Annotated in this window: 19 protein-coding genes; 9 read left to right on the forward strand and 10 right to left on the reverse strand. The window is 59.2% G+C overall.

Going from position 1 to position 19,524, the window contains the following annotated elements; all coding sequences use genetic code 11:
- Positions 1-353 precede the first annotated feature (353 nt).
- From ACR3XE_RS00300 to ACR3XE_RS00310, 3 genes are read left to right on the forward strand one after another with little or no spacing between them, the layout of a single operon-like run.
- On the forward strand, positions 354-1,760 hold the full coding sequence (locus ACR3XE_RS00300; protein WP_473699537.1) for a cytochrome ubiquinol oxidase subunit I: 1,407 nt from the start codon (positions 354-356) through the stop codon (positions 1,758-1,760).
- Positions 1,757-2,755: a cytochrome d ubiquinol oxidase subunit II gene (gene cydB, locus ACR3XE_RS00305; RefSeq protein ID WP_473699536.1), complete on the forward strand. Its 999-nt coding sequence runs from the start codon at positions 1,757-1,759 to the stop codon at positions 2,753-2,755. Before ACR3XE_RS00300 ends, cydB begins: the two co-directional genes overlap by 4 nt.
- Positions 2,755-2,862: a DUF2474 family protein gene (locus ACR3XE_RS00310; protein WP_473699535.1), complete on the forward strand. Its 108-nt coding sequence runs from the start codon at positions 2,755-2,757 to the stop codon at positions 2,860-2,862. Before cydB ends, ACR3XE_RS00310 begins: the two co-directional genes overlap by 1 nt.
- Before the next feature lie 25 nt (positions 2,863-2,887).
- On the opposite strand, the gene ACR3XE_RS00315 is transcribed toward ACR3XE_RS00310, so the two are convergent.
- Positions 2,888-4,033, reverse strand: a complete 1,146-nt coding sequence (locus ACR3XE_RS00315; protein ID WP_473699534.1) for a thiolase — start codon at positions 4,031-4,033, stop codon at positions 2,888-2,890.
- A 74-nt stretch (positions 4,034-4,107) separates the two neighbouring features.
- Here ACR3XE_RS00315 and ACR3XE_RS00320 point away from each other — a divergent pair, with 74 nt between their 5' ends.
- Positions 4,108-4,875 carry an SDR family oxidoreductase gene (locus ACR3XE_RS00320; RefSeq protein WP_473699533.1) on the forward strand — a complete coding sequence of 256 codons (768 nt, stop codon included), beginning with the start codon at positions 4,108-4,110 and terminating at the stop codon, positions 4,873-4,875.
- A gap of 39 nt (positions 4,876-4,914) precedes the next feature.
- Positions 4,915-5,295 carry a Zn-ribbon domain-containing OB-fold protein gene (locus ACR3XE_RS00325; RefSeq protein ID WP_473699532.1) on the forward strand — a complete coding sequence of 127 codons (381 nt, stop codon included), beginning with the start codon at positions 4,915-4,917 and terminating at the stop codon, positions 5,293-5,295.
- Positions 5,296-5,344: 49 nt separating this feature from the next.
- On the opposite strand, the gene ACR3XE_RS00330 is transcribed toward ACR3XE_RS00325, so the two are convergent.
- Positions 5,345-6,205, reverse strand: coding sequence for a sugar phosphate isomerase/epimerase family protein (locus ACR3XE_RS00330; protein ID WP_473699531.1), 861 nt, complete (start codon positions 6,203-6,205; stop codon positions 5,345-5,347).
- A 255-nt stretch (positions 6,206-6,460) separates the two neighbouring features.
- Between ACR3XE_RS00330 and ACR3XE_RS00335 the strand changes: the two genes are divergently transcribed.
- From ACR3XE_RS00335 to ACR3XE_RS00345, 3 genes are read left to right on the forward strand one after another with little or no spacing between them, the layout of a single operon-like run.
- Positions 6,461-7,672, forward strand: coding sequence for an aromatic ring-hydroxylating oxygenase subunit alpha (locus ACR3XE_RS00335; RefSeq protein WP_473699530.1), 1,212 nt, complete (start codon positions 6,461-6,463; stop codon positions 7,670-7,672).
- Positions 7,669-8,574, forward strand: coding sequence for an SDR family oxidoreductase (locus tag ACR3XE_RS00340; protein ID WP_473699529.1), 906 nt, complete (start codon positions 7,669-7,671; stop codon positions 8,572-8,574). The genes ACR3XE_RS00335 and ACR3XE_RS00340 overlap by 4 nt, the downstream gene beginning before the upstream one ends.
- Positions 8,575-8,602: 28 nt before the next feature.
- On the forward strand, positions 8,603-9,133 hold the full coding sequence (locus ACR3XE_RS00345) for a VOC family protein (RefSeq protein ID WP_473699528.1): 531 nt from the start codon (positions 8,603-8,605) through the stop codon (positions 9,131-9,133).
- Here ACR3XE_RS00345 and ACR3XE_RS00350 read toward each other — a convergent pair.
- The 3 genes from ACR3XE_RS00350 to ACR3XE_RS00360 form a co-directional block, all read right to left on the reverse strand.
- Complete coding sequence (locus ACR3XE_RS00350) at positions 9,130-9,930, reverse strand: SDR family oxidoreductase (protein ID WP_473699527.1); 801 nt, start codon at positions 9,928-9,930, stop codon at positions 9,130-9,132. The genes ACR3XE_RS00345 and ACR3XE_RS00350 overlap by 4 nt on opposite strands.
- Before the next feature lie 11 nt (positions 9,931-9,941).
- On the reverse strand, positions 9,942-11,579 hold the full coding sequence (locus ACR3XE_RS00355) for a class I adenylate-forming enzyme family protein (RefSeq protein ID WP_473699526.1): 1,638 nt from the start codon (positions 11,577-11,579) through the stop codon (positions 9,942-9,944).
- A gap of 126 nt (positions 11,580-11,705) precedes the next feature.
- Positions 11,706-12,230, reverse strand: a complete 525-nt coding sequence (locus ACR3XE_RS00360) for a VOC family protein (protein ID WP_473699525.1) — start codon at positions 12,228-12,230, stop codon at positions 11,706-11,708.
- 181 nt (positions 12,231-12,411) lie between these two features.
- On the opposite strand from ACR3XE_RS00360, the gene ACR3XE_RS00365 reads away from it, so the two are divergent.
- A complete protein-coding gene (locus ACR3XE_RS00365; RefSeq protein WP_473699524.1) occupies positions 12,412-12,870 on the forward strand; it encodes a MaoC/PaaZ C-terminal domain-containing protein in 459 nt (152 codons plus the stop codon).
- Here ACR3XE_RS00365 and ACR3XE_RS00370 read toward each other — a convergent pair.
- The 5 genes from ACR3XE_RS00370 to ACR3XE_RS00390 are packed head-to-tail and all read right to left on the reverse strand — an operon-like array spanning position 12,843 to position 19,380.
- Positions 12,843-13,496: an FMN-dependent NADH-azoreductase gene (locus tag ACR3XE_RS00370; protein ID WP_473699523.1), complete on the reverse strand. Its 654-nt coding sequence runs from the start codon at positions 13,494-13,496 to the stop codon at positions 12,843-12,845. The genes ACR3XE_RS00365 and ACR3XE_RS00370 overlap by 28 nt on opposite strands.
- Positions 13,489-13,818, reverse strand: a complete 330-nt coding sequence (locus ACR3XE_RS00375) for a Rieske (2Fe-2S) protein (protein WP_473699522.1) — start codon at positions 13,816-13,818, stop codon at positions 13,489-13,491. Before ACR3XE_RS00375 ends, ACR3XE_RS00370 begins: the two co-directional genes overlap by 8 nt.
- A 1-nt stretch (position 13,819) precedes the next feature.
- Positions 13,820-14,980: an acyl-CoA dehydrogenase family protein gene (locus tag ACR3XE_RS00380; protein ID WP_473699521.1), complete on the reverse strand. Its 1,161-nt coding sequence runs from the start codon at positions 14,978-14,980 to the stop codon at positions 13,820-13,822.
- A 9-nt stretch (positions 14,981-14,989) separates the two neighbouring features.
- Positions 14,990-16,894 (reverse strand): outer membrane protein assembly factor BamB family protein, encoded by a 1,905-nt coding sequence (locus ACR3XE_RS00385; RefSeq protein WP_486185822.1) that lies wholly within the window; start codon positions 16,892-16,894, stop codon positions 14,990-14,992.
- A complete protein-coding gene (locus ACR3XE_RS00390; protein WP_473699519.1) occupies positions 16,894-19,380 on the reverse strand; it encodes a TonB-dependent receptor in 2,487 nt (828 codons plus the stop codon). The genes ACR3XE_RS00385 and ACR3XE_RS00390 overlap by 1 nt, the downstream gene beginning before the upstream one ends.
- Positions 19,381-19,524 lie beyond the last annotated feature (144 nt).

Below are 19,524 nucleotides of genomic sequence, written 5' to 3' on the forward strand. Positions count from 1 at the left end.
AGTGAGGAGCGAATTTATAAGCTTTTACCTGTGAACCGAAGGGGAGCGAGGTGCCGCAGTTGGTCGGACGGCCCGCAGAGCCGCAGGAGGTTTTGACCCCATTGCGACGATTGCATAGCCTGCTCGTCATGTCAGCAAACCCCCTCGCACCCGCAAACTTTGTAACAAAAATGCCAAGGCTGGCAAACCGTGGAATGTTGCATGCTCAAGCGGAGCGATTTGCACAGCAGCCGACCAAAGCCTATGGGTTGCATTATCTGCAATCCCGCTAACGGTGGTTGACATTGCGCCGCCACACAAGCGCAGGCAAAGGGGCGGAGAGCGACCATGTTTCAGCGTTTCGGGGTACCGCAATGATCGAACAGGATTGGGCCGTATTGCTCGCGCGGGCACAATTTGCCTTCACGATCAGTTTCCATTTTCTCTTTCCCGCTTTCACTATCGGACTGGCCAGCTTCCTTGCCGTTCTGGAAGGGCTGTGGCTTAAAACAGGGCGCGGCGTTTACGCCAATCTCTATCGCTATTGGGTCAAGATTTTCGCGGTCGTGTTTGCGATGGGCGTCGTGTCGGGCATCGTCATGTCGTATCAGATCGGCACCAACTGGTCGGTCTTTTCGGACAAGGCGGGGCCAATCATCGGACCGTTGATGGCGTATGAAGTGCTCACCGCTTTCTTTCTGGAAGCGGGCTTTCTGGGAGTCATGCTGTTCGGCATCAACAAGGTCGGGCGGCGACTGCATTTCGCCGCGACATGCGCCGTCGCCGTCGGCACGCTGCTGTCCGCCTTCTGGATCCTTTCGGCCAATAGCTGGATGCATACCCCGACGGGCTATGAAATCGCTGCCAACGGCCAATTTGTCCCCGGCCCAAGCTGGGCCGCGATCATCTTTAACCCCAGCTTTCCCTATCGCCTTGTCCACACCGTGCTTGCTGCTTTTTTGACCACCGCCTTTGCCGTGGGCGGGGTCGGCGCGTGGCATCTGCTGAAAGATCGCGCCAATCCCGGCGCGCGCAAAATGTTCTCTATGGCGATGTGGATGGCGGCGCTGGTCGCACCCGTTCAGATTTTCGCCGGCGACGAGCACGGACTCAACACACTGGAGCATCAACCGGTCAAGGTGATGGCGATGGAAGGCCATTATCAAAGCCATCCGCACGGCGCGCCGCTGATCCTGTTCGGCATCCCCAACAGCAAGGAAAAACGCGTCGATTATGCCATTGAGATCCCCAAGGCGTCGTCGCTGATCCTCAAACATGACCTGAACGCACCACTAGCCGGACTCGATACCGTGCCCGAACGCGACCAGCCGCCTGTCGGTGTCGTATTCTGGGCCTTTCGTGTCATGGTCGGGATCGGCTTTGCGATGATGGGGCTGGGCATGTGGAGCCTGATCGCGCGCTGGCGCAAGCGACTGTACGACTGGCGCTGGATGCACCGCGCCGCGCTGGTGATGGGGCCGTCCGGCTTTGTCGCCGTGCTGGCAGGCTGGGCCGTGACCGAGGTCGGGCGTCAGCCTTTCACCGTCTATGGTCTGTTACGCACAGCACAAAGCCATTCGCCGCTCGACGCCCCAGCGGTCGCCATTTCGCTGGCGGCCTTTGTCATCGTTTATTTCAGCGTCTTTGGCATGGGCATCTGGTATTTGCTTCACCTGATGAAAAAACCTCCCGAGGCGCATGAATCGATGCTCGACGGCAGCCCGATCCGATCGGCCGGGCTGACTCCCGCTCAGGCAATACGCACAGGAGACGGGGCATGATCGATCTCACCGTCATCTGGGCTGGCATCATCGGTTTCGCCATTGTCGCCTATGTCATCATGGACGGCTTTGACCTTGGCATCGGCCTATTGTTCCCGCTGTTCAAAGTGGGCAAAGAACGCAACACAGCGATGAACAGCATCGCGCCGGTATGGGACGGCAATGAAACCTGGCTGGTGCTCGGCGGCGGCGGCCTACTCGCGGCCTTTCCACTCGCTTATTCGATCATCCTGCCCGCGCTCTATGCGCCGCTGATTGCGATGCTGCTGGGGCTGGTGCTGCGCGGCGTCGCCTTTGAATTTCGCTGGCGCGACCCCGAACATCGCAGCTTGTGGGACTTTGCCTTCACGCTGGGCTCGGCGACCGCAACCTTTGCCCAAGGCGTGACGCTCGGTGCGTTGCTTCAGGGGATTACGATCGAAGACCGCGCCTATGCGGGCGGCTGGTGGGAATGGTTGTCGCCCTTTTCGCTGTTGACCGGCGTCGGGCTGATGGTCGGCTATGCCTTGCTGGGGGCCTGCTGGCTCAACTGGAAAACCGAGGGCGCGTTACAAAGTCAGGTGGCGGGCTATGCGGGCAAGCTGGGGGCGGCGCTGCTGCTGGTTATCGGCGTGGTCAGCCTGATGACGCTGACGCTCGAGCCCAGCTATTATAGCCGCTGGCTCGCCTATCCGGGTGTGTTGGCGACTGCACAAATCCCGTTAGCGACGCTGATCGTCACCGCCCTTTTCTATCGCAGCCTGAAGAAAAAACGAGAGGCGCAGCCCTTTTTCTGGGCGCTGGCGCTGTTCGGCCTCTGCCTCGTCGGTCTGGGTATTTCGATCTGGCCCGATGTCATCCCGGCGCGGGTTTCAATCTGGGAAGCAGCCGCCCCCTATCGCAGCCAATTGTTCATGCTGTACGGCGCGGTTCTGCTCGTCCCGATCATATTGGCCTATACCGTCTGGTCCTATTGGGTGTTTCGCGGCAAGGTCGGCCACGACGGTTATCATTGATGCCAAAAACGCTCAAACAGATCGGCTGGTTCGTCACCATTTGGGCGATGAGCGTCGCGGCGCTGGGCCTTGTCGGTTTTGTCATCCGGTCAGTGATCAAACCCTGATCTGAGCAAAACGGCGGCCACGTTTCTAGCTCTTGCCGAGAACGACCGTCGCCTGACTGGACAAGGTGCCGCCATTGCCATGCGCCAGCGCATGTTGAGCGCCTGCAATCGGCGAGGCCGCATCGCCGCGCAATTGGCGCACAGCCTCGACTATCGCCAGCAGCCCGTACATTCCCGGATGGGCATAGGACAGGCCGCCGCCATTGGTGTTCACCGGCAATGCGCCGCCGGGCGCGATATTTCCATCCGCAACGAAGCGACCACCCTCGCCTTTGGGACAAAAACCAAGATCTTCGAGGAACAAGATCGTGTTGATGGTGAAGGCGTCATAAAGCTGCACCACGTCAATGTCGGACGGCGTAATCCCGGCCATCGCAAGCGCGCGCGCACCCGATTCACGCGCCGCCGTCACGGTGAGGTCGGGGGCGGAGGAAATCTGGCTGTGCCATGTCGCCGCCGCTGCGCCGAGCACGCTTACCGCCGGTTGCTGGAGATCGCGCGCGCGGTCGGCGCGTGTCATGATAATTGCCGCCGCTCCGTCGGTCACCAGACAGCAATCGCGGAGGCTGAGCGGGTCGGAAATCATGCGCCCTTTCAGACAATTCTCAATTGTGAGTGGCCCTTTCGCAAAGGCTTCCGGATTGCGGTTCGCCCACTGTCGCGCCGCCACCGCAACCGCCGCCAGATGTTCGCGCGTGGTGCCATATTCGTGCATGTGCCGCGACGCGGCGAGCGCATAGCTGCTGATCGGAAACAGCGGGCGATAGGGCGCCTCCCATTCCGAACTTCGCGCCGCCGAGACAAGCTTGCCCCCCGCGCCGGTACGCTGGTTCGATCCATGGGCAATCAGCACGGTATCGCAATAGCCCGCTTCCAAAGCCAGCGCGGCAACCGTGACATGGCTCATAAAGGCGGAACCGCCGGTGCGATTATTGTCGGTAAAACGCGGGCGAATCCCCAACGCTTCGGCAAAGCTGAGACCGGAGAGAAAATCATCGGGCGTACAGATGAACAGGCCATCAACATCTGACATGGCGATGCCCGCGTCGGCAGCGGCGAGATGCGCGGCCTTGGCGGCAAGCTCCATCGAGCTCCAACCTGGTGCCTCCCCGATCCCGAAGGTCGCCGCGCCAGCGATAGCCGCTTTGCCGGTGGGAAATTCATCTGCCATCACATTTTGTCCTTTTACCTGTTGCCGTGCTCTAGCCTGCCGATTACCCGATACCGAGATTGGAGACCGTGAAGATGGGCGACATCGTCAACCCGATGAATATGGCAGGCCGAACGGTGATCGTCACCGGCGCAGCGCAAGGAATCGGTCGCGCCATTGCCGACAAGATACGCGAGCTTGGCGGCCGGGTTGTGGCGATAGACCGCACGGTTGAGATGATCGAGGCGGCGGACGATCAGTTGGCGATTGCGTGCGACGTTTCCGATGCGGCGGCGGTCGAGGATGCCGTTGGGCGCGCCATCGACTGGTCGTCTGGAGCGGTCGACGGACTGGTCAACAATGCCGGCATATCGCGGCCCTCCATGACGGCGAAGATGGAGCTGGAGGTCTGGCAATCGGTGATCGACGTCAATCTGACCGGTAGTTTTTTGATGCTGCAGGCGGTCGGGCGCCATATGCTGGAATGCGCCAAGGCGGGCCAGCCGGGCGAACGGGCGATCGTCAATGTCGCCTCTGACGCCGGACGCCGGGGAACCATCGGCCAGATCAATTACGGAAGCGCCAAGGCGGGCGTTATCGGTATGACGATGAGCGCGGCGCGCGAATGGGCGCGGCATGGCATTCGCGTCAATGCGGTCAGTTTCGGCGTCGTCGAGACCCCGATGACCGAGGCAATTCGGGAAGACAAGTTCCGCGACACCTATCTCGCGCAAATCCCGCTCGGCCGCTTTGCGCCAGCCGAGGAAGTTGCCATGCCGGCGCTGTTCCTGCTGTCGGCGGCGGCGTCCTACGTCACCGGTCAAACCTTGTCGGTCAACGGCGGATTCCACATCAGTGCTTAGCACATTGACCGCCGCCTGTGTCCTCAATAGGCTTATGGCATGACCAAAACAGATACCGGACCCGTCCAACAATGGCACGACGCGCTGGCGCAAGGCCATTTCATGATTCAGCGCAGCAAAAGCGATGGTGCGCATGTCTTTCCACCGCGGGTGTCGAATCCCGACGGGCACCCGGACGATCTTGATTGGGTCGAAGCGAGCGGCTTTGGCACTGTCTATGCCGTCACCGTCATCCGGCCCAAGCCGCCGACCGAACCCTATAATGTCGTTCTCGTCGACCTTGACGAAGGACCGCGGATGATGAGCCGGGTAGAAGGCCTTTCCGCCGACCATGTCAGCATCGGCCAAAGGGTGCAGGCGCGAATCGACGACAGCGGCGATCAGCCGGCCGTGCTGTTCCACCCGGTGCAGCAAAGCTGACGGACGCGAGCGCGGGGCGCAAACCTGCCGCTGTATGCAGGTAACAACATTATTCATCATCGCTGCTATCCGCGCTTTGCGAGTCGAAATCTTGGGCGGTGTTTAAGCAATCGCGCGCGGCTTGTGCCGCCTCGGTCACGCGCTGCGCCGCCGACATACCAGCGAGCATCGCCGTCCGACGCGGCACTTCGATATCGATCACAATATTGTCCGGCAGCGCCGACAAAAGGGCTGACAGCGGGAACGCGCCTGCGCCCGGCAACTGACGTTCCGACAAGGCTTCGCGCCACGCGCCTTGCTCTGGCACATCGCGCGGCCCGTCGCAGATTTGCGCGCAGCTGATCATAGGCGAGATCGAGGCCAGGGCTTCGGGGCCTGCGCCAGAGCGCATCGTATGCAGAAAATCGGCAATGATGCCAAGATTGTCACGACCGCACGCCTGCACCAGCGATGCGGCCTCCGCCGGAGCTTTGATAGCAGAGAATGGATTATACTCGACACCGATATGGACATGATGGCGGGCCGCAATGTCGCACAAATGCTGCAGCATTTGGCACGCCGTGCCGCGATCCTGTTCATGGATATGCGCCGTCGCGTGGCGCGCACCAAGCCGCGCGCCCAGTGCCAACCCCGCTTCCATCGCCGAAAAATCCGTATCGGGCGAAATTGGGAAAACTTCGATATTATGGAGCGAGACTCCAGTGTCGGTCATGGCCTTGGTCAAACCGCCGACATCGCCTGCCTGAACCAGCGGATAATTCTTGGCAACATCACCGGGGAGATAGGTAAAAAGGCACACATGTTCGCAATTGGTGGCCGCCGCCAGACGCACGAGATCGGTGGCCGAGACATCCATTATCGTCAAATGGTGCAGCGACAGGCGCCAGTTCTTTGCAACAGCGCGCGTCATTCGCACGCCTGACCTAATTGCCCAAATCTTTGATATAATGGGGTACCATCCCCGGATGCTCCACGAAATGCCCATCGGCGTTTCCGCACTTGCGGCCAAGCGCCCTCGCACCCGCCGCCGAGCGGGAGGCGCGCGCATCCCTTTGCCGCGCGTTCACCGCAATTCTTATGTCGAGAGCATAAAAAAGACATTCGTGATTGTTTTATATCTCGATGCTGATAATGTCCAATCAGTTATTCAATAGGACGCATGGCAATGGATGCAGCCACGGCAACAGATCTGAAGGCCCGTATGGCCTATGAAACCGAGCGCAAGGCTCCACCTGACGGGTTTCCGCCTTTTCCGGAAATCCCGGCGGGACGCTATGTCGACTCCGAATTTCTGACGCTGGAACAGAATCGGATGTGGAAACGCGCCTGGCTTTACTCCGGTCATGCGGATCAGATTCCCGATCCCGGCAGCTGGATGCTCAACCGCGATACCGGCGCGCCGATCATCATTCTGCGCGATCTAAAAGGCGAATTTCGCGCCTTTTACAACACGTGCCAACATCGCGGCGCACCGCTGGTCAAGGAAGCGAGCGGGCAGTCGAGAGGTTTTGTCTGTGGCTATCACGGGTGGAGCTACACGCTCGAAGGCAAATTGACTGCAGTGCGCGACAAGCGCGATTTCGTCGATCTGGACTTTTCATGCCACGGCATGAAGTCGGTGCGGTGCGAAACGCTGGGCAAGCTGATCTTTATCAATGAAGATCCCGAAGCCGAACCGCTACGCGCCCATCTGGGACCGATGGCGGACGAGCTTGACCAATATCAGCTTGATCGGCTCAATTTTGTCGAGACCCGATCCTATGAAGTTGGCAGCAATGTAAAGGTGCTGCTCGATGCCTTTCTAGAGGTTTATCACCTCAAATCGATCCACCAGAAAACCGTCGATCGCTTCCTTGATCATCGCGGCATGACAATCAGCCTGTGGAGCAACGGTCATTCGCGCATGATCACACCCAATCGCCGACCAGACTGGAAAGATCCGGGAACTGTCGGAATGCCCAAGATCGATAGCGTCAGCGAAGTGCCGCGCGACAATAATGTCAGCTATCTAATCTACCCCAATTTCGTCATGCCGCCGTCTGACTCGGGCATCCCCTTGCTGCAATTCTGGCCGACGTCGGACACGACATGCCGGGTCGTATCGACGTGGATCGCGCCAGACTATGACGCAGCGAATCCGCATCCCCTATGGGAGGCGCGAACCAACAATTGGGAGCGTATCCTTTATGAAGATCTGCAATTTGCGCCGCAGATTCAGGAATCGTTGGAATCGCCCGGATTTCAGGGTATCCCGTTGAATTATCAGGAACGCCGCCTCTATCATTGGCACGAGGAACTGGACCGGCGGATCGGTCTCAATCAGGTGCCACCCGAACTCGCGGTCGAGCCGGTTCTAGCCTCTTGGATCGAAACTTGAGCGGCGCCGCCAAGCCGGGCGCGGCTGGAGATGCGCGCCCCAAATTCGGCTACTCCGACGAAGAGTTGGCGGTCCTGCCGACCGTCTATCGCGACGACCTGCTCAAGGATCAGGTCATACTCGTCACCGGCGGGGGTAGCGGCATCGGCAAGGGCATTGCTTTTCTGGCGGCGCGCCTGAAGGCCAAGGTCGTAATTTGTGGTCGACGCCGCGAAAAACTGAACACCGCTGCGGACGCAATGGAACGGCTGACCGGAAACCGGCCGATGACACTGCCGATGACGATCCGTGATCCGGATGCCGTCGATGCAACGCTCGACCGGATTTTCGACGAATATGGCCGACTCGATCATCTTGTGAACAATGCCGGGGGACAATTCCCGCAGGATGCGATGGATTTCAGCCGCAAGGGTTGGCAATCGGTCATCGACCTTAATTTAAACGGCACATGGTGGATGATGCAGGCCGCGGCGCAACGCTGGCGCGCGCGCGTTGAATCGGGAAACATCATCAGCATTGTCGCCAATGTCGAACGCGGAATGCCGCAAGCCGCCCATACCTGCGCCGCGCGCGCTGGAGTAATCTACCTCAGCAAAACGGTCGCCACCGAATGGGCTCCTCTCAACATTCGCGTCAACTGCATCGCGCCCGGCGTGGTCGAAAGCGAAGGCTTCCATGTCTATCCCGAAGAGGCGCTGAAGCGATTTCACGACGCCAATCCAATGAAGCGTCGCGGCGACGTCTGGGATGTTGCCGAAGCCGCGGTTTATCTTGCTGCGCCGTCGGGCAAGTTCATCACCGGCGAATTGCTGGTCGTCGATGGCGGGCAAGCGCAGAACGGCACGGTCTGGCCCGCAGGAAGGCCTGATTATTTCGGCGGGGTCGCACCGAACCGAGTCTAGCAAATCCAACCGCCAAAGGAGCGCAAACATGGGTGTCATCAAGGGCGAGATTTTTCAGCTGGCCTATGTCGTCCCAGATCTTGAGGCGGCGGTCGATCATTGGACACGAACGCTTGGCGTTGGCCCCTTTTTCAACTTTCCGCTCCCACTCACGCTCGACTGGCTTGAACTCGACGGGCAGCGCGTTGACGATCATGATATTTTGAGCGGCGCAGCCCTCGCCCAAAATGGCCCCGTGCAAATCGAAATTCTGGTGCCGGGAAGCGCCGCATCGCCCTATCGTGACTTCCTCGATAGCGGGCGTCAGGGGCTTCAGCATGTCGGCATGTATGCGACCGACTATGACCGGCAAATGGATGAGGCCCGCAAAGCCGGAATCGACGTGGCAATGGAAGGAATTCTTCCGCTTTCGCGCTTCGCCTATTTGCGCACCGACACTGATTATGCGGGCACCATGGTCGAACTGATCGAACCGCAACCGGCGATGATTGAACTGTTCGATCAGATCGCGCAGGCCTCTGTCGGTTGGGATGGCAGCGACCCCTTGCGCGAATTTTAGCGTTCGACGATTTCCTGAGCCGCGGCCTTCACCGACGCCACAATTTCCGCATTGCGCGGGTTGCGGCGCAGCGTCAGCCCGCCGTTCACCTGAAATGTCTGGCCGGTCATAAAGCATTCGTCCGAGGCGACCCATACCGCAGCATTCGCGATATCCTCCTTGGTGTTGACCCGTCCAAGAGGATATTCTTTTTCGAACGCCCCGACCACGGCGGGATTGGCGGCGGCGCGCGCGGTCATCGGCGTTTCTGTGAACCCCGGCGCAATGCTGTTGGCCCGTATACCGCGCGACCCGAATTCATTGGCGATGCAGCGGATGACATGATCCGCGCCCGCCTTGGTTCCCATATAGGCGGCGTGATCCTCCAGCATGATCGTTGCGGTTGCCGAGCTGATCTGAAGGATCGATCCCCCATCGCGCATCACCCGCAGCGCCGCCTGATAAAAGAGAAAGCTGCCAGTAAACTGCAGCTCGACGATCCGGTCGAGTTCCTCGCGCGTGGTGTCCAGAAACGGCTTGAGCAGGCCCCAGCCGGTGGCGTTGACAGCAATGTCTATTCCACCATGTACCGTGGCAATATGGTCCATCATCGCGGCCAGATCGCCTTCTCTGGTCAGATCGCACAGCGCGAAGCCGGCGCCGGTTTCGTAGGAAAAACGCTGCAACTCCTCCTCATGACGCCCTCCCACGACGACAGAGGCACCCTCGTCCATGAAGCGGCGGGCGATGGTCTGCGCCATATTATCGCGACCGGCCGCTCCCATCACGACGGCAACTTTGCCGGTTAGTTTCCCCATAGGATGTCCTTTCAGGTGCCTGACAGGCCCAGTTCCTCGATCAATTGCGTGCGCAGTTTGAATTTCTGGATCTTGGAGGTCGACATCGGCCATTCGCTGACAAAGCGGACGTGACGCGGCTGTTTGAACTTGGCGATCTTGCCCGCACAATGCGCCTTCAGATCATCCTCACAAGCCGTCGTATTGGCGGCCAATTCGATGAAAGCAGCAGGAATCTCGACATAGCGCTCATCGGGGATGCCGACGACTTGCGCCAGCTTTACAGCAGGGTGTGATTGCAGCAGCGCTTCTATCTCTGCCGCCGCAACATTTTCTCCGCCCACTTTCAGCATGTCCTTGGTCCGGCCATGGAACATGATGTGCCCGCTATCGTCGATCGAGCCGATGTCGCCGGTGTGCAACCAGCCGTCGCGAAGCGATTCGGCGGTTTTGTCGGGCGCGTTGTAATAGCCTTTCAGCATATTCGGGCTGCGCGCACAGATTTCGCCATGCTCGCCAGACGCGCATTCTTCGCCCGTTTCGGGATCGACGATCCGTACCTCCCACTCGTCGAGCGGCACACCCAGACGGCCCGTCCGCAAATCGAAACTATCCTCTATCCGGCTGGTGCAGACAGTGCCTGCCGCCTCTGTCAGCCCATAGGTGCCGACATGGATGATCTTGGGCATGGCCTTCACCATCGCGTCCTTGATCCACGCTGGCTGGACCGCAAAATTGCTGTTCATCAACCGCATCGAACTGAGGTCGGTATCCTGGAAGGTCGGATGACTGATTAAATCCTGCATGATCGTCACGAAGCTGGGATAGGCGACGGTCGCCTTTTCATCCTGCAGCATCTTGAGCGCCACGCCGGGGTCAAAATGCGGGACCGTCAGATAGGCACCGCCAACATCGACGATCATCGTCATCGGCAAAATGCCGGCGATGTGGAAAATCGGCAGCGGCGACCAGACGCGATCTTCCACGCTCACCTGATAGCGTTTGCCCAGATTGCGGCTGTTCCCGACCATGCCGCGATGACTAATCATACAGCCCTTCGGATTGGCGGTCGTTCCCGACGTATAGAGGATCAGACAGGTCTGTTGCGGATCGACATGATCGATGCGGCGATCAATCTCCGACTCCCCGACGTCGTCGCCGCGCTCCAGCGCCGATGGTGCGTCAATCAGATGGGCGGCGCGCGGTGCATCAAGGCAGATAATTTGCCGCAGCTTGGGCGCTTCGGGAAGTACCAATTTCCGGCGGTTTTCAATGTGTTCCAGACTGGGCAAGGCCGCACGCACCCGTTCCCCGAAATCGAGCGAGTCCGCCACGCGGCCCGTCGTAATCAACACGACCAGATCGGCGTCCTTCACCAGATAGGCGAGTTCATTCGATTGGTAGCGGGCATTAATAGGCACAGCAACCGCGCCCGCCATCATCGCGCCGAACATGATCTCGACAAAATCCGGGCAGGTCGACAGAAAAATTCCGACATTGTCGCCCGGCTGCACACCCATGGCGACCAGCGCCTTGGCCCAGCGCCGCGCCGCTGCGTTCAACCCGTCGTGCGTCAGGCGTGTTTCGGGAAAGACCAGCGCATCCGCATCACCGTGGCGGGCCGCACTCTCGCGGAGCATGGCGCCCATGGTGTAGATTGCCTGCGTCATCCGGCTGTCCTTTCGATTGTCACTGCGAGCGCCCTAGGCACCCGTCTTCGCGAGCGGGGTTCGCTTCAGAAAATAATCGCCAATAAAAAGCAGGCATGATTGTTTTTTGCAAGTGCCTTTTGACTCTCACAATTCGCGCAGCAAGGTTGCGTCGTCGCCATCCCATGTTTCAGCGGCGCGCACGATGGCCGCGAAAAACCCGCGAATGGCCCGCTTGTCTTCCAATATCTCGACCATATGGCCGATCATTTTCGACGTATCGACATAGCAAAAACGCACATCGCCAAAGCGACCGTCGCTGGCGATTGCAAACCCGCGATCGGTGTAATGCCGCACGGCGCTGTTGTAATCGCCAGCAATCAACGCGACATGATGCATCGCCTCTGCCCCTGCGGCAACGGTATCGCGATAGCAAGACGGCGTGTCGTCATGCTGTTCGACCAGCTCAATCTGCACGGATCCGGCTTGGGCGATGGCGGTTGAAAAGTCGGTCGTGACCGGCTGGCCGCGATATCGCGCACCCGAGATGGCGAGATGGCGGCTGACGATGAACGGGCCAATGCCCATAGTTCGGTGCCAGCGACGCGCCGCCTCTTCCAGGTCGCGCACGACCCACGAGAATTGCATGATGCTATGGTCTTCGGGAATCATGTTTCGACGCCCTTTGCCTGTCGATGGATTAGCGACCCTTGCCGGGTCTCCTTCACCAGTTTTCGTGCGGTTTCACTCATCATAGACCCGATCCCGATTTAGTAAACATACAGTGGTGATTGTTTTTTGGTTTGAAAGTTCAGCCACTTCCGGCCTATTGCGATGCTGAGGAGACCAAGTGATGCGCCCCCTACGCAAATTCGAAGATCTGAAGGTCGAGGAATGCCGGATATCCTCTGCAAAGACCGTCAGTGCCGCCGACATTGTTGACTTCGCGCGGCAATATGACCCGCAATGGTTTCATACCGACCCCGACGCGGCGCGGGGATCGCACTTTGGCGAAGTGGTCGCGAGCGGTATCCATATCCTCGCGATCTGGCGGCAGCTGGATCATCAGATCAATCATGACATTGATTTCGTCTGCGGCGTCGGGTGGGACGAGGTACGGATGAAACAGGCAGTGCGTGCAGGCGATATATTGCGCGCCACATCCCGGATCGTGGAATTAAAGCCCTCGCAAAGCGGCAAGGCACGCGGAACAGCGATCACCGACTGCGCGGTTCTGAACCAGCGCGATGAGGAGGTAATTTCGTTCCGCAGCATCAATCTGGTTTACACCCGCGCCGCATCGGACGCCTGATCCAGCGCGAGACGGGCGGCATCGCGCCGTCCTTTGTCCATTGCCGCCTCTACCGTTTCGGCGGAGCCATAGGTCGGCGCCACGCGCAGAGTCGCAATGGCGTCAAGCCCAATGAAACGCAGCCAGGTCACAAGATAGTCGAGCTGAAAGTCAAAGGCGGCCAACGGACCATCGGGTCGAATATCCATCGCGCTCGCCGCAATGATCGTTGCGCGCTTGCCCGCGCCATGGCCGATGACATGGCCTTCGGCATCGTTGGTAAAGACCATGCCCGGTTGGGTCACCACATCGACAAAATGTTTGAGCCGATAGGGGATGCCGAAATTCCACATCGGCGTCGAAATCAGATAGCTATCGAAATTCAGGAAATGCGCCGCATGTTGCCCGACCACGTCCCACGCGTCCGCAATGTCCGGCGCGACCTCATCGCCCATGATGAGCGCATAGCGCCCCTCGATCATACCATCACCCAAATCGGGAAGATCGGTCGCCCACAAATCGAGCTGCTCAACCTCTATGCCGGGCCGGGCCGTCGTCAATATCTCCAGATAATGGGCCGCGATGTCGCGCGACCGCGACCGCTCACCACGCGGGCTGGCATCGATATGGAGCAGCCGTTCAGGCACCGGCGTCTTTGCGCCGCGTAAAATCCACCATCACCATTTCCGCATCGACCTCTGCGTGCCACGCCTTGACCGATTTGTCAGTGAGCTTCCCCGACGGACAACCGTCGCGCACATCGATGCGAAGCCCATGCAGCGGACAAAAGAGATGCACCCCGCGCAACCGCCCTTCATCAAGCCGCGAATAGGCGTGGCTGCACATATTCTCGATCGCGAACACGCCCGCAACAGTGCGGACCAGCAACAGGTCATGCCCTTCGACCGCGAGTGCGAGGACCCCGTTTTCGGGCACATCGTCCAGCTTTGCGACCGCAATCAACGTCATATCAGCGCCGTTGGTCAAAGCGGCGACCGACCATCGCGCTGGCAATATTGGTTTTTTGAATGTCAATCGCGCCGCCCGCTATTCCCCAGCCCCATGTATCGCGCAGGCGCCGCTCCATCGGGAACTCGCGGCTATAGCCATAAGCACCCATGAGTTGCACCGCGTCGCCGGTCACTTCGCGCGCGATGGTGTTGGCAAAGCATTTGGCGACCGAACTTTCGAGCACTGACGGCATCCCGTCCTCGGCATTCGCCGCTGCGCGCCAGATCAGCAGCCGCGCCGCTTCAACCTTCATCTGCATATCGGCGAGTTTGAGTTGCACTGCCTGGAAGTCGACGATCGCCTTGCCGAACTGCTCGCGCTCCTGGACATAGCCGATCACGTCCCGAAGCGCTCCCGACGCCTGCGCCATCGACATGGTCGCATTGCCGCACCGCTCCAGATCAAAGGCTTCCATCAGCTTGCGAAAGCCCCCTGCGGGCACGACGACATTGTCGAGCGGCACGTCGCAATCGTCAAAATTCAGATCCGACGACGGGATGCCGCGAAAGCCCATCAGATGTTCATTCGGACCAAAGCTGAGCCCCGGTGCATCGCCCTCAACATAGACGGCTCCAATACCCTTCGCGCCGGGGTCGTCGGACAAGCGGCAATAGACCAGATAGCCATCGGCATGGCCACCGCCCGAGCACCAGCGCTTTGTGCCGTTCAGGACAATGCGATCTCCGCGCACCGTCGCGCGCGTTTTCAGGTCGGTGAGCGCTGATCCTGCGTCAGGCTCTGACATAGAAACCGCAACCACAATGTCGCCGCTGCACACAGCCGGAACGATGCGTTGTTTCAGCGTCTCCGACCCAAAGCGCTCGATCGCCCGCACCGGACCGACACAGGATTCAAAGATCGGGAAAGCCACGGCGGAAGAGATCATCGCGAACTCTTCTAACACGATGAGCGCTTCCAAATTGCCGAGGCCCAGCCCGCCAAGCGATTCAGGGACATTGACGCCCAGAAAGCCAAGCTCTGCAAAGCGTTTGATCAGCGCACGGTCGGGGGGAACATTCTCGATTTCAAGCCGTGTCGCGATGGCGGGCAATTCAGCCGTCGCGAAATCCCGCGCCGCTTCCTGAAGCTGACGCTGGTCGTCACTCAGAGTAAATTTCATGTCCGTTCCTTATCGGCTCTTCTCGAACACAAGCAGAAGATTGCCGGGCATGTGATAGTAAAGGCCGTAGCCGCTGTTGATCACGACATAGCCGTTATAAACCGCCGGTCCCGACCCGCTCATCGCGCCGCCGGTTGCCATCACGCCAGAGATTGTTTTCACCGGCTTGGTCGTATCGAACGACCAGAGCAGCTTGCCATCCTTTTGGGCATAGGCGCGGAAGCGACCGTCGAGATGGCCGGCCAGCACCGCGCCCGGGATCGCCGTGGATGCCGCCGAAACGCCCGGATCGCAATATTGGCGCGTGCCGCAAACATTATCCGCCTTGTGTCGCCACAATATCTTGCCCGTCGCCGCGTCAATCGCATGGATACCCGCGCCGTTGAGTTGTGTGTCATAGGTGCGGCCGTCATGGGTGTCGGCCAGATCGGCAATCGGGACATAGACCGTCGTCCCTTGCGCCGACATGCCGAAATGGACCCCGCCCTGCGTTCCGCCGTGGCCGAGACGCTGCTCCCAGACGAGCTTGCCGTTATCGGGGTCGACACCATAGGTCTTGCCCGATTTCTGCCCCAGAACCAGCATGTCCTTTCCGTTCCCGATGGACACCAGAAGCGGCGAGGCCGCCAGGTCGAGGTCGGGGCCGCGCTCCTTGGGGCAATTGTCGTTGCCGACCATACAACCGACATTCCACGCGTCGCCCTTGGTCAACTGACGCTGCCAAATCATTTTGCCTGTCCGCGCATCCACCGCAAATATGGCGTCGCTGTTGCCGTCGGCGGGCGACGAGTAATTTTCGCCCGTCCCGAAATAGACACGGTTCCGCGCGGCATCATAAGTCGGGCTGCCCCAGACCGGCGCACCCGAAGGGCCGAGGATATCGGTTCCGTCCGGCGTCTTCGCATGTTTTTTCGGGGCATCCGGGATGACATAAGTCTTCCATTTAATCTTGCCCGTCGCCGGATTGAGTGCCGCGACCGAGCCGCGAAACGTACAACAGGCATATTTGGGATCGGCAGCCGATGTGACTTCGAGCGACGAGACAGGGACGAACAGGCTGTCGCCGCCAAGACTGGGCGATCCGGTGATCGTCGCGTTGGGGTGAGAGTCGATCTTTACGCGCCAGATCTGCTTTCCGGTTATCGCATCAATGGCATAGACGCGGCCCAATATGTCTCCGAAATAGAGCCGCTTGCTCGCGACATCGGCGACAATGGCGGTCCGCACTTCGGCGCTGGCCCGGTAAGTCCATTTGGCGCAGCCGGTGGCGAGGTCAAATGCGTAAACGGTGCCGTTCTGGCTGCCGACAAAGACGCTATTCCAGCCAATCGCCGGCTGCGACCGCGCCCGAACAGCAGCTGGATAGGCAAAGGCCCACTTCAGCTTGAGCCCCGCAACATCGCCTGCCGTAACTCCGCCGACCGAAGCCGGAACGAAACGGCGATTGTCATGGCCCCAGCCAATATTCGCGGGCGGATCACCAGCGAATTTCAGGGCAGCGCCCACACATTGCTTGGGCGGCGCGGGCGGCTTGTAGTCGGCGAGTCGGATGCGGGTCAGATATTCCGCGACTTCGACTTGCTGCTTTTTGGTAAGGTGCGACGCTTCGCGCGACATGACGCCGCCTTGCATCGCACCCAAAATGGCGTCGGGCGCCATCATCTCTAGCCAGACGACCGCCGGAGCCTTTGGCACGCCACCTTCGTGACAACCGGCACAATTTTCCGCGAAAAGAGCTTTGCCGGGATGATTGTCGGGATCAATCGCGTCGCCTGACCGGCTGACCAGTTCATCGGTGGATTTCATGCGGGCGGGGGCTGCATCATTCGCCGCCTGGTCGCCCCCCTTCGAACAGGCGGCCATTGCCAGCAGGATGACTCCAGAAACGAAACGCAGCCCCGCACCCTTTCCCATTACCGAGTCTGACCCAGCTTCACGCCCAGTTCCACGCCATAGAAACGAGGCGGCCCGAACTGGCTGTTTGCCCACAAACCGCCGACGACCTGTGATGCCGTGCGGTAGCGCTTGTTGGTCAGGTTCCGACCGATTGCGCGGATGTAATAGCGGTCGTCGGCATCGGCCAAGGTGATCGACGCATTCACCAAAGTCCGCGCGTTGAGAAATGTATTCTCGGCCGGGCTGCTAATCGATTGGGTAAACAAGTTGCGGCTGGTGTGGCTGACGTCGCCATTGAACGTCAGCTTATAATCCCCAACCGGAACTTCATAGGTGGCATTGGCCGACCATTGCCATTTGGGCAGTCGATCAAGCGGTGAGGTCGACAGATCATAACCCGCCGGAATTGGCGTGACATATTGGTTATATTTGCCGTCCTGATAACCCAGCACACCGCGCAACGTAAAACCATCGACCGGCACCAATGTCGCTTCGGCCTCAATCCCCTTCACAGTAGCCGAGGCAGCGTTGAAAAAGCGCGTTACCTGAAACTGCTGTCCGCCGACGACCAGCGGCACAACAATCTGCTTTTGCAGATCGCTATAGTCCACATAAAAACCGGTCAGATTGAACCGAAGCCGATTGTCCCATGCTTGGGTCTTTATGCCGACTTCATAGCTGTCGGCTTTTTCGGGATTAGTCGCCGATGCAGCTTGGGCAAAGGCCGCCTGATTGTCGCTGCCATCCGCGTTGACGAACGGATGAAAACTGCCGATCTGATCATTGAAACCACCGCTCTTAAATCCGCGCGAATAGGTTCCATAGAGATAGACTTCCGGCGCAGCCTGCCAACTGAGGCTGGCTCGCCATGTCGGTTCATTGGCTTTAGATTGCACGCTGATAACACCGGCAGGATAGTCAAAAACATTGGCGTCGATCGCATCGCTGATGCTGATCGTGGGATCAAAGCCGCCATTAAGCTGCTGCGTGAACACCTGTTGACGACCAAACCAGGTTTTGCGTTCCCATGTGTAACGAGCCCCAGCTGTAAAAGTCACGGTCGGCGTGATCTTGAATGTTCCCTCCGCAAACACGGCTGTCGACCGGGCTTTTTGCGCGTTGCAAAGCAGATATGGATTGTCGTTCCACGGGCCAAATGGCAGTGGCCCGCCTGTCAGGTCCAAAAACCCCAAGGCTTGCGCGACGCAAAAACTGGTGCGGTCGTTTTGATAAAAGGCGCCCGCGACAAAGTCGAAGGGGCCGCCCAGATCAGAGGCGAAGCGCAATTCTTGCTGCCATGTCCGGCGATCATCTGAACGGTTGGCGTCGAACAATGACAAAACGTCACCATCCGCTGCAACAGGGGCCTGACCGGTATAGGTGTTGGGCAGGCGCGAATCCTGCCAGCGAATACCGCTCACCGACGTAATCGTGCCGATGCTCGTCGAAATATCGACGTTCATATAAAGCCCGTCGACGTTAATCCGTTGCCCAAGTGGCATCTTGATCAATGCACCCTGCCGATTGGATATGCCGGCATTGTCGAGCGGATCGCTTGATGCCGGATTGGAGGCACCCACTCCCAATGTATCAAACACAAAGGCCGGGCTATTCGGTGTTTCGCTCACCGTCGGGATGCTGTCCGAACGATCGCGCAAGATTTCATATTGGAGCAAGGCGCTGACCGAGTCAGAGGGTTCCCACAACAGTTTGACACGGCCGTTCCACACGTCCACTCCGCCGACGTTGGCGCCGTCACCACAGCCCTGTGCGCCGGCAAATTTGGACGCCGCAAAGGGAGTGACCGGGCCATAACAGGCCCCATTTTTGTAATAGCCGTGCGAATTTGAGTGGCCGATTACGGTCCTCAGAGCCAAAGTATCCGAGATGGGAATATTGGCCGCCCCTTTTAGGTTGAGCGTCCCAAAACTGCCGACCAGAAGTTGCCCGTCGAGGCCAATGCGATTGAGCTCGGGACGCTTGGTCCGCACCGTGACAGCCCCGCCCGTCGTATTCTTGCCGAACAAAGTGCCTTGCGGCCCGCGCAACACTTCAACCTGGGCAATGTCGAACGTATCGAGCAATTGCGTTTGAACGCTGGGCACCACAAAGTCATCGACCAGAACCGAAACCGGCGGTTCGAAATAAACGATGATGCTGTTCTGGCCGACGCCGCGAATCGAGAAGGACGCTGCGTTGAAACCGGTAATGGTGGCCGCAGAGAAGTTGGGAACGAAGGTGGCGAGATCACCCAGATCGCGCGGACTTGCCTGTTGGATCAGTGATTGGTCGATGGCCGAGACGGCAACCGGCGTGGTCTGCAAATTGGAGTCGCGCCGGGTTGCCGTCACGATGATATCGCTGACGCCGGTAACTTGTGCGTTACCAGTCTGACCGTCCTGCGCGGCTTCTGGCTGTGCACCACTATTGTCTTGCGCCAAAGCTGGCGTCGAAAGGCAGACCGCTGCCGCAAGCGCGGACGTCGTACCAAGAAGCATTCTCATTGCCGTTCACTCCCCTCAAAAAACGTTCGGCGCTGCCGGCCGATACGCAACTCTTCAACTCGTCGGGGACATGCTGCCACAGCATCGCTCAACAATCAATCATGTTTGTTTTTTTTGAGAGCGTGCTATTGTCCCGTGCAAGTT

The organism is Sphingopyxis sp. 10G20-10 (assembly GCF_057365075.1).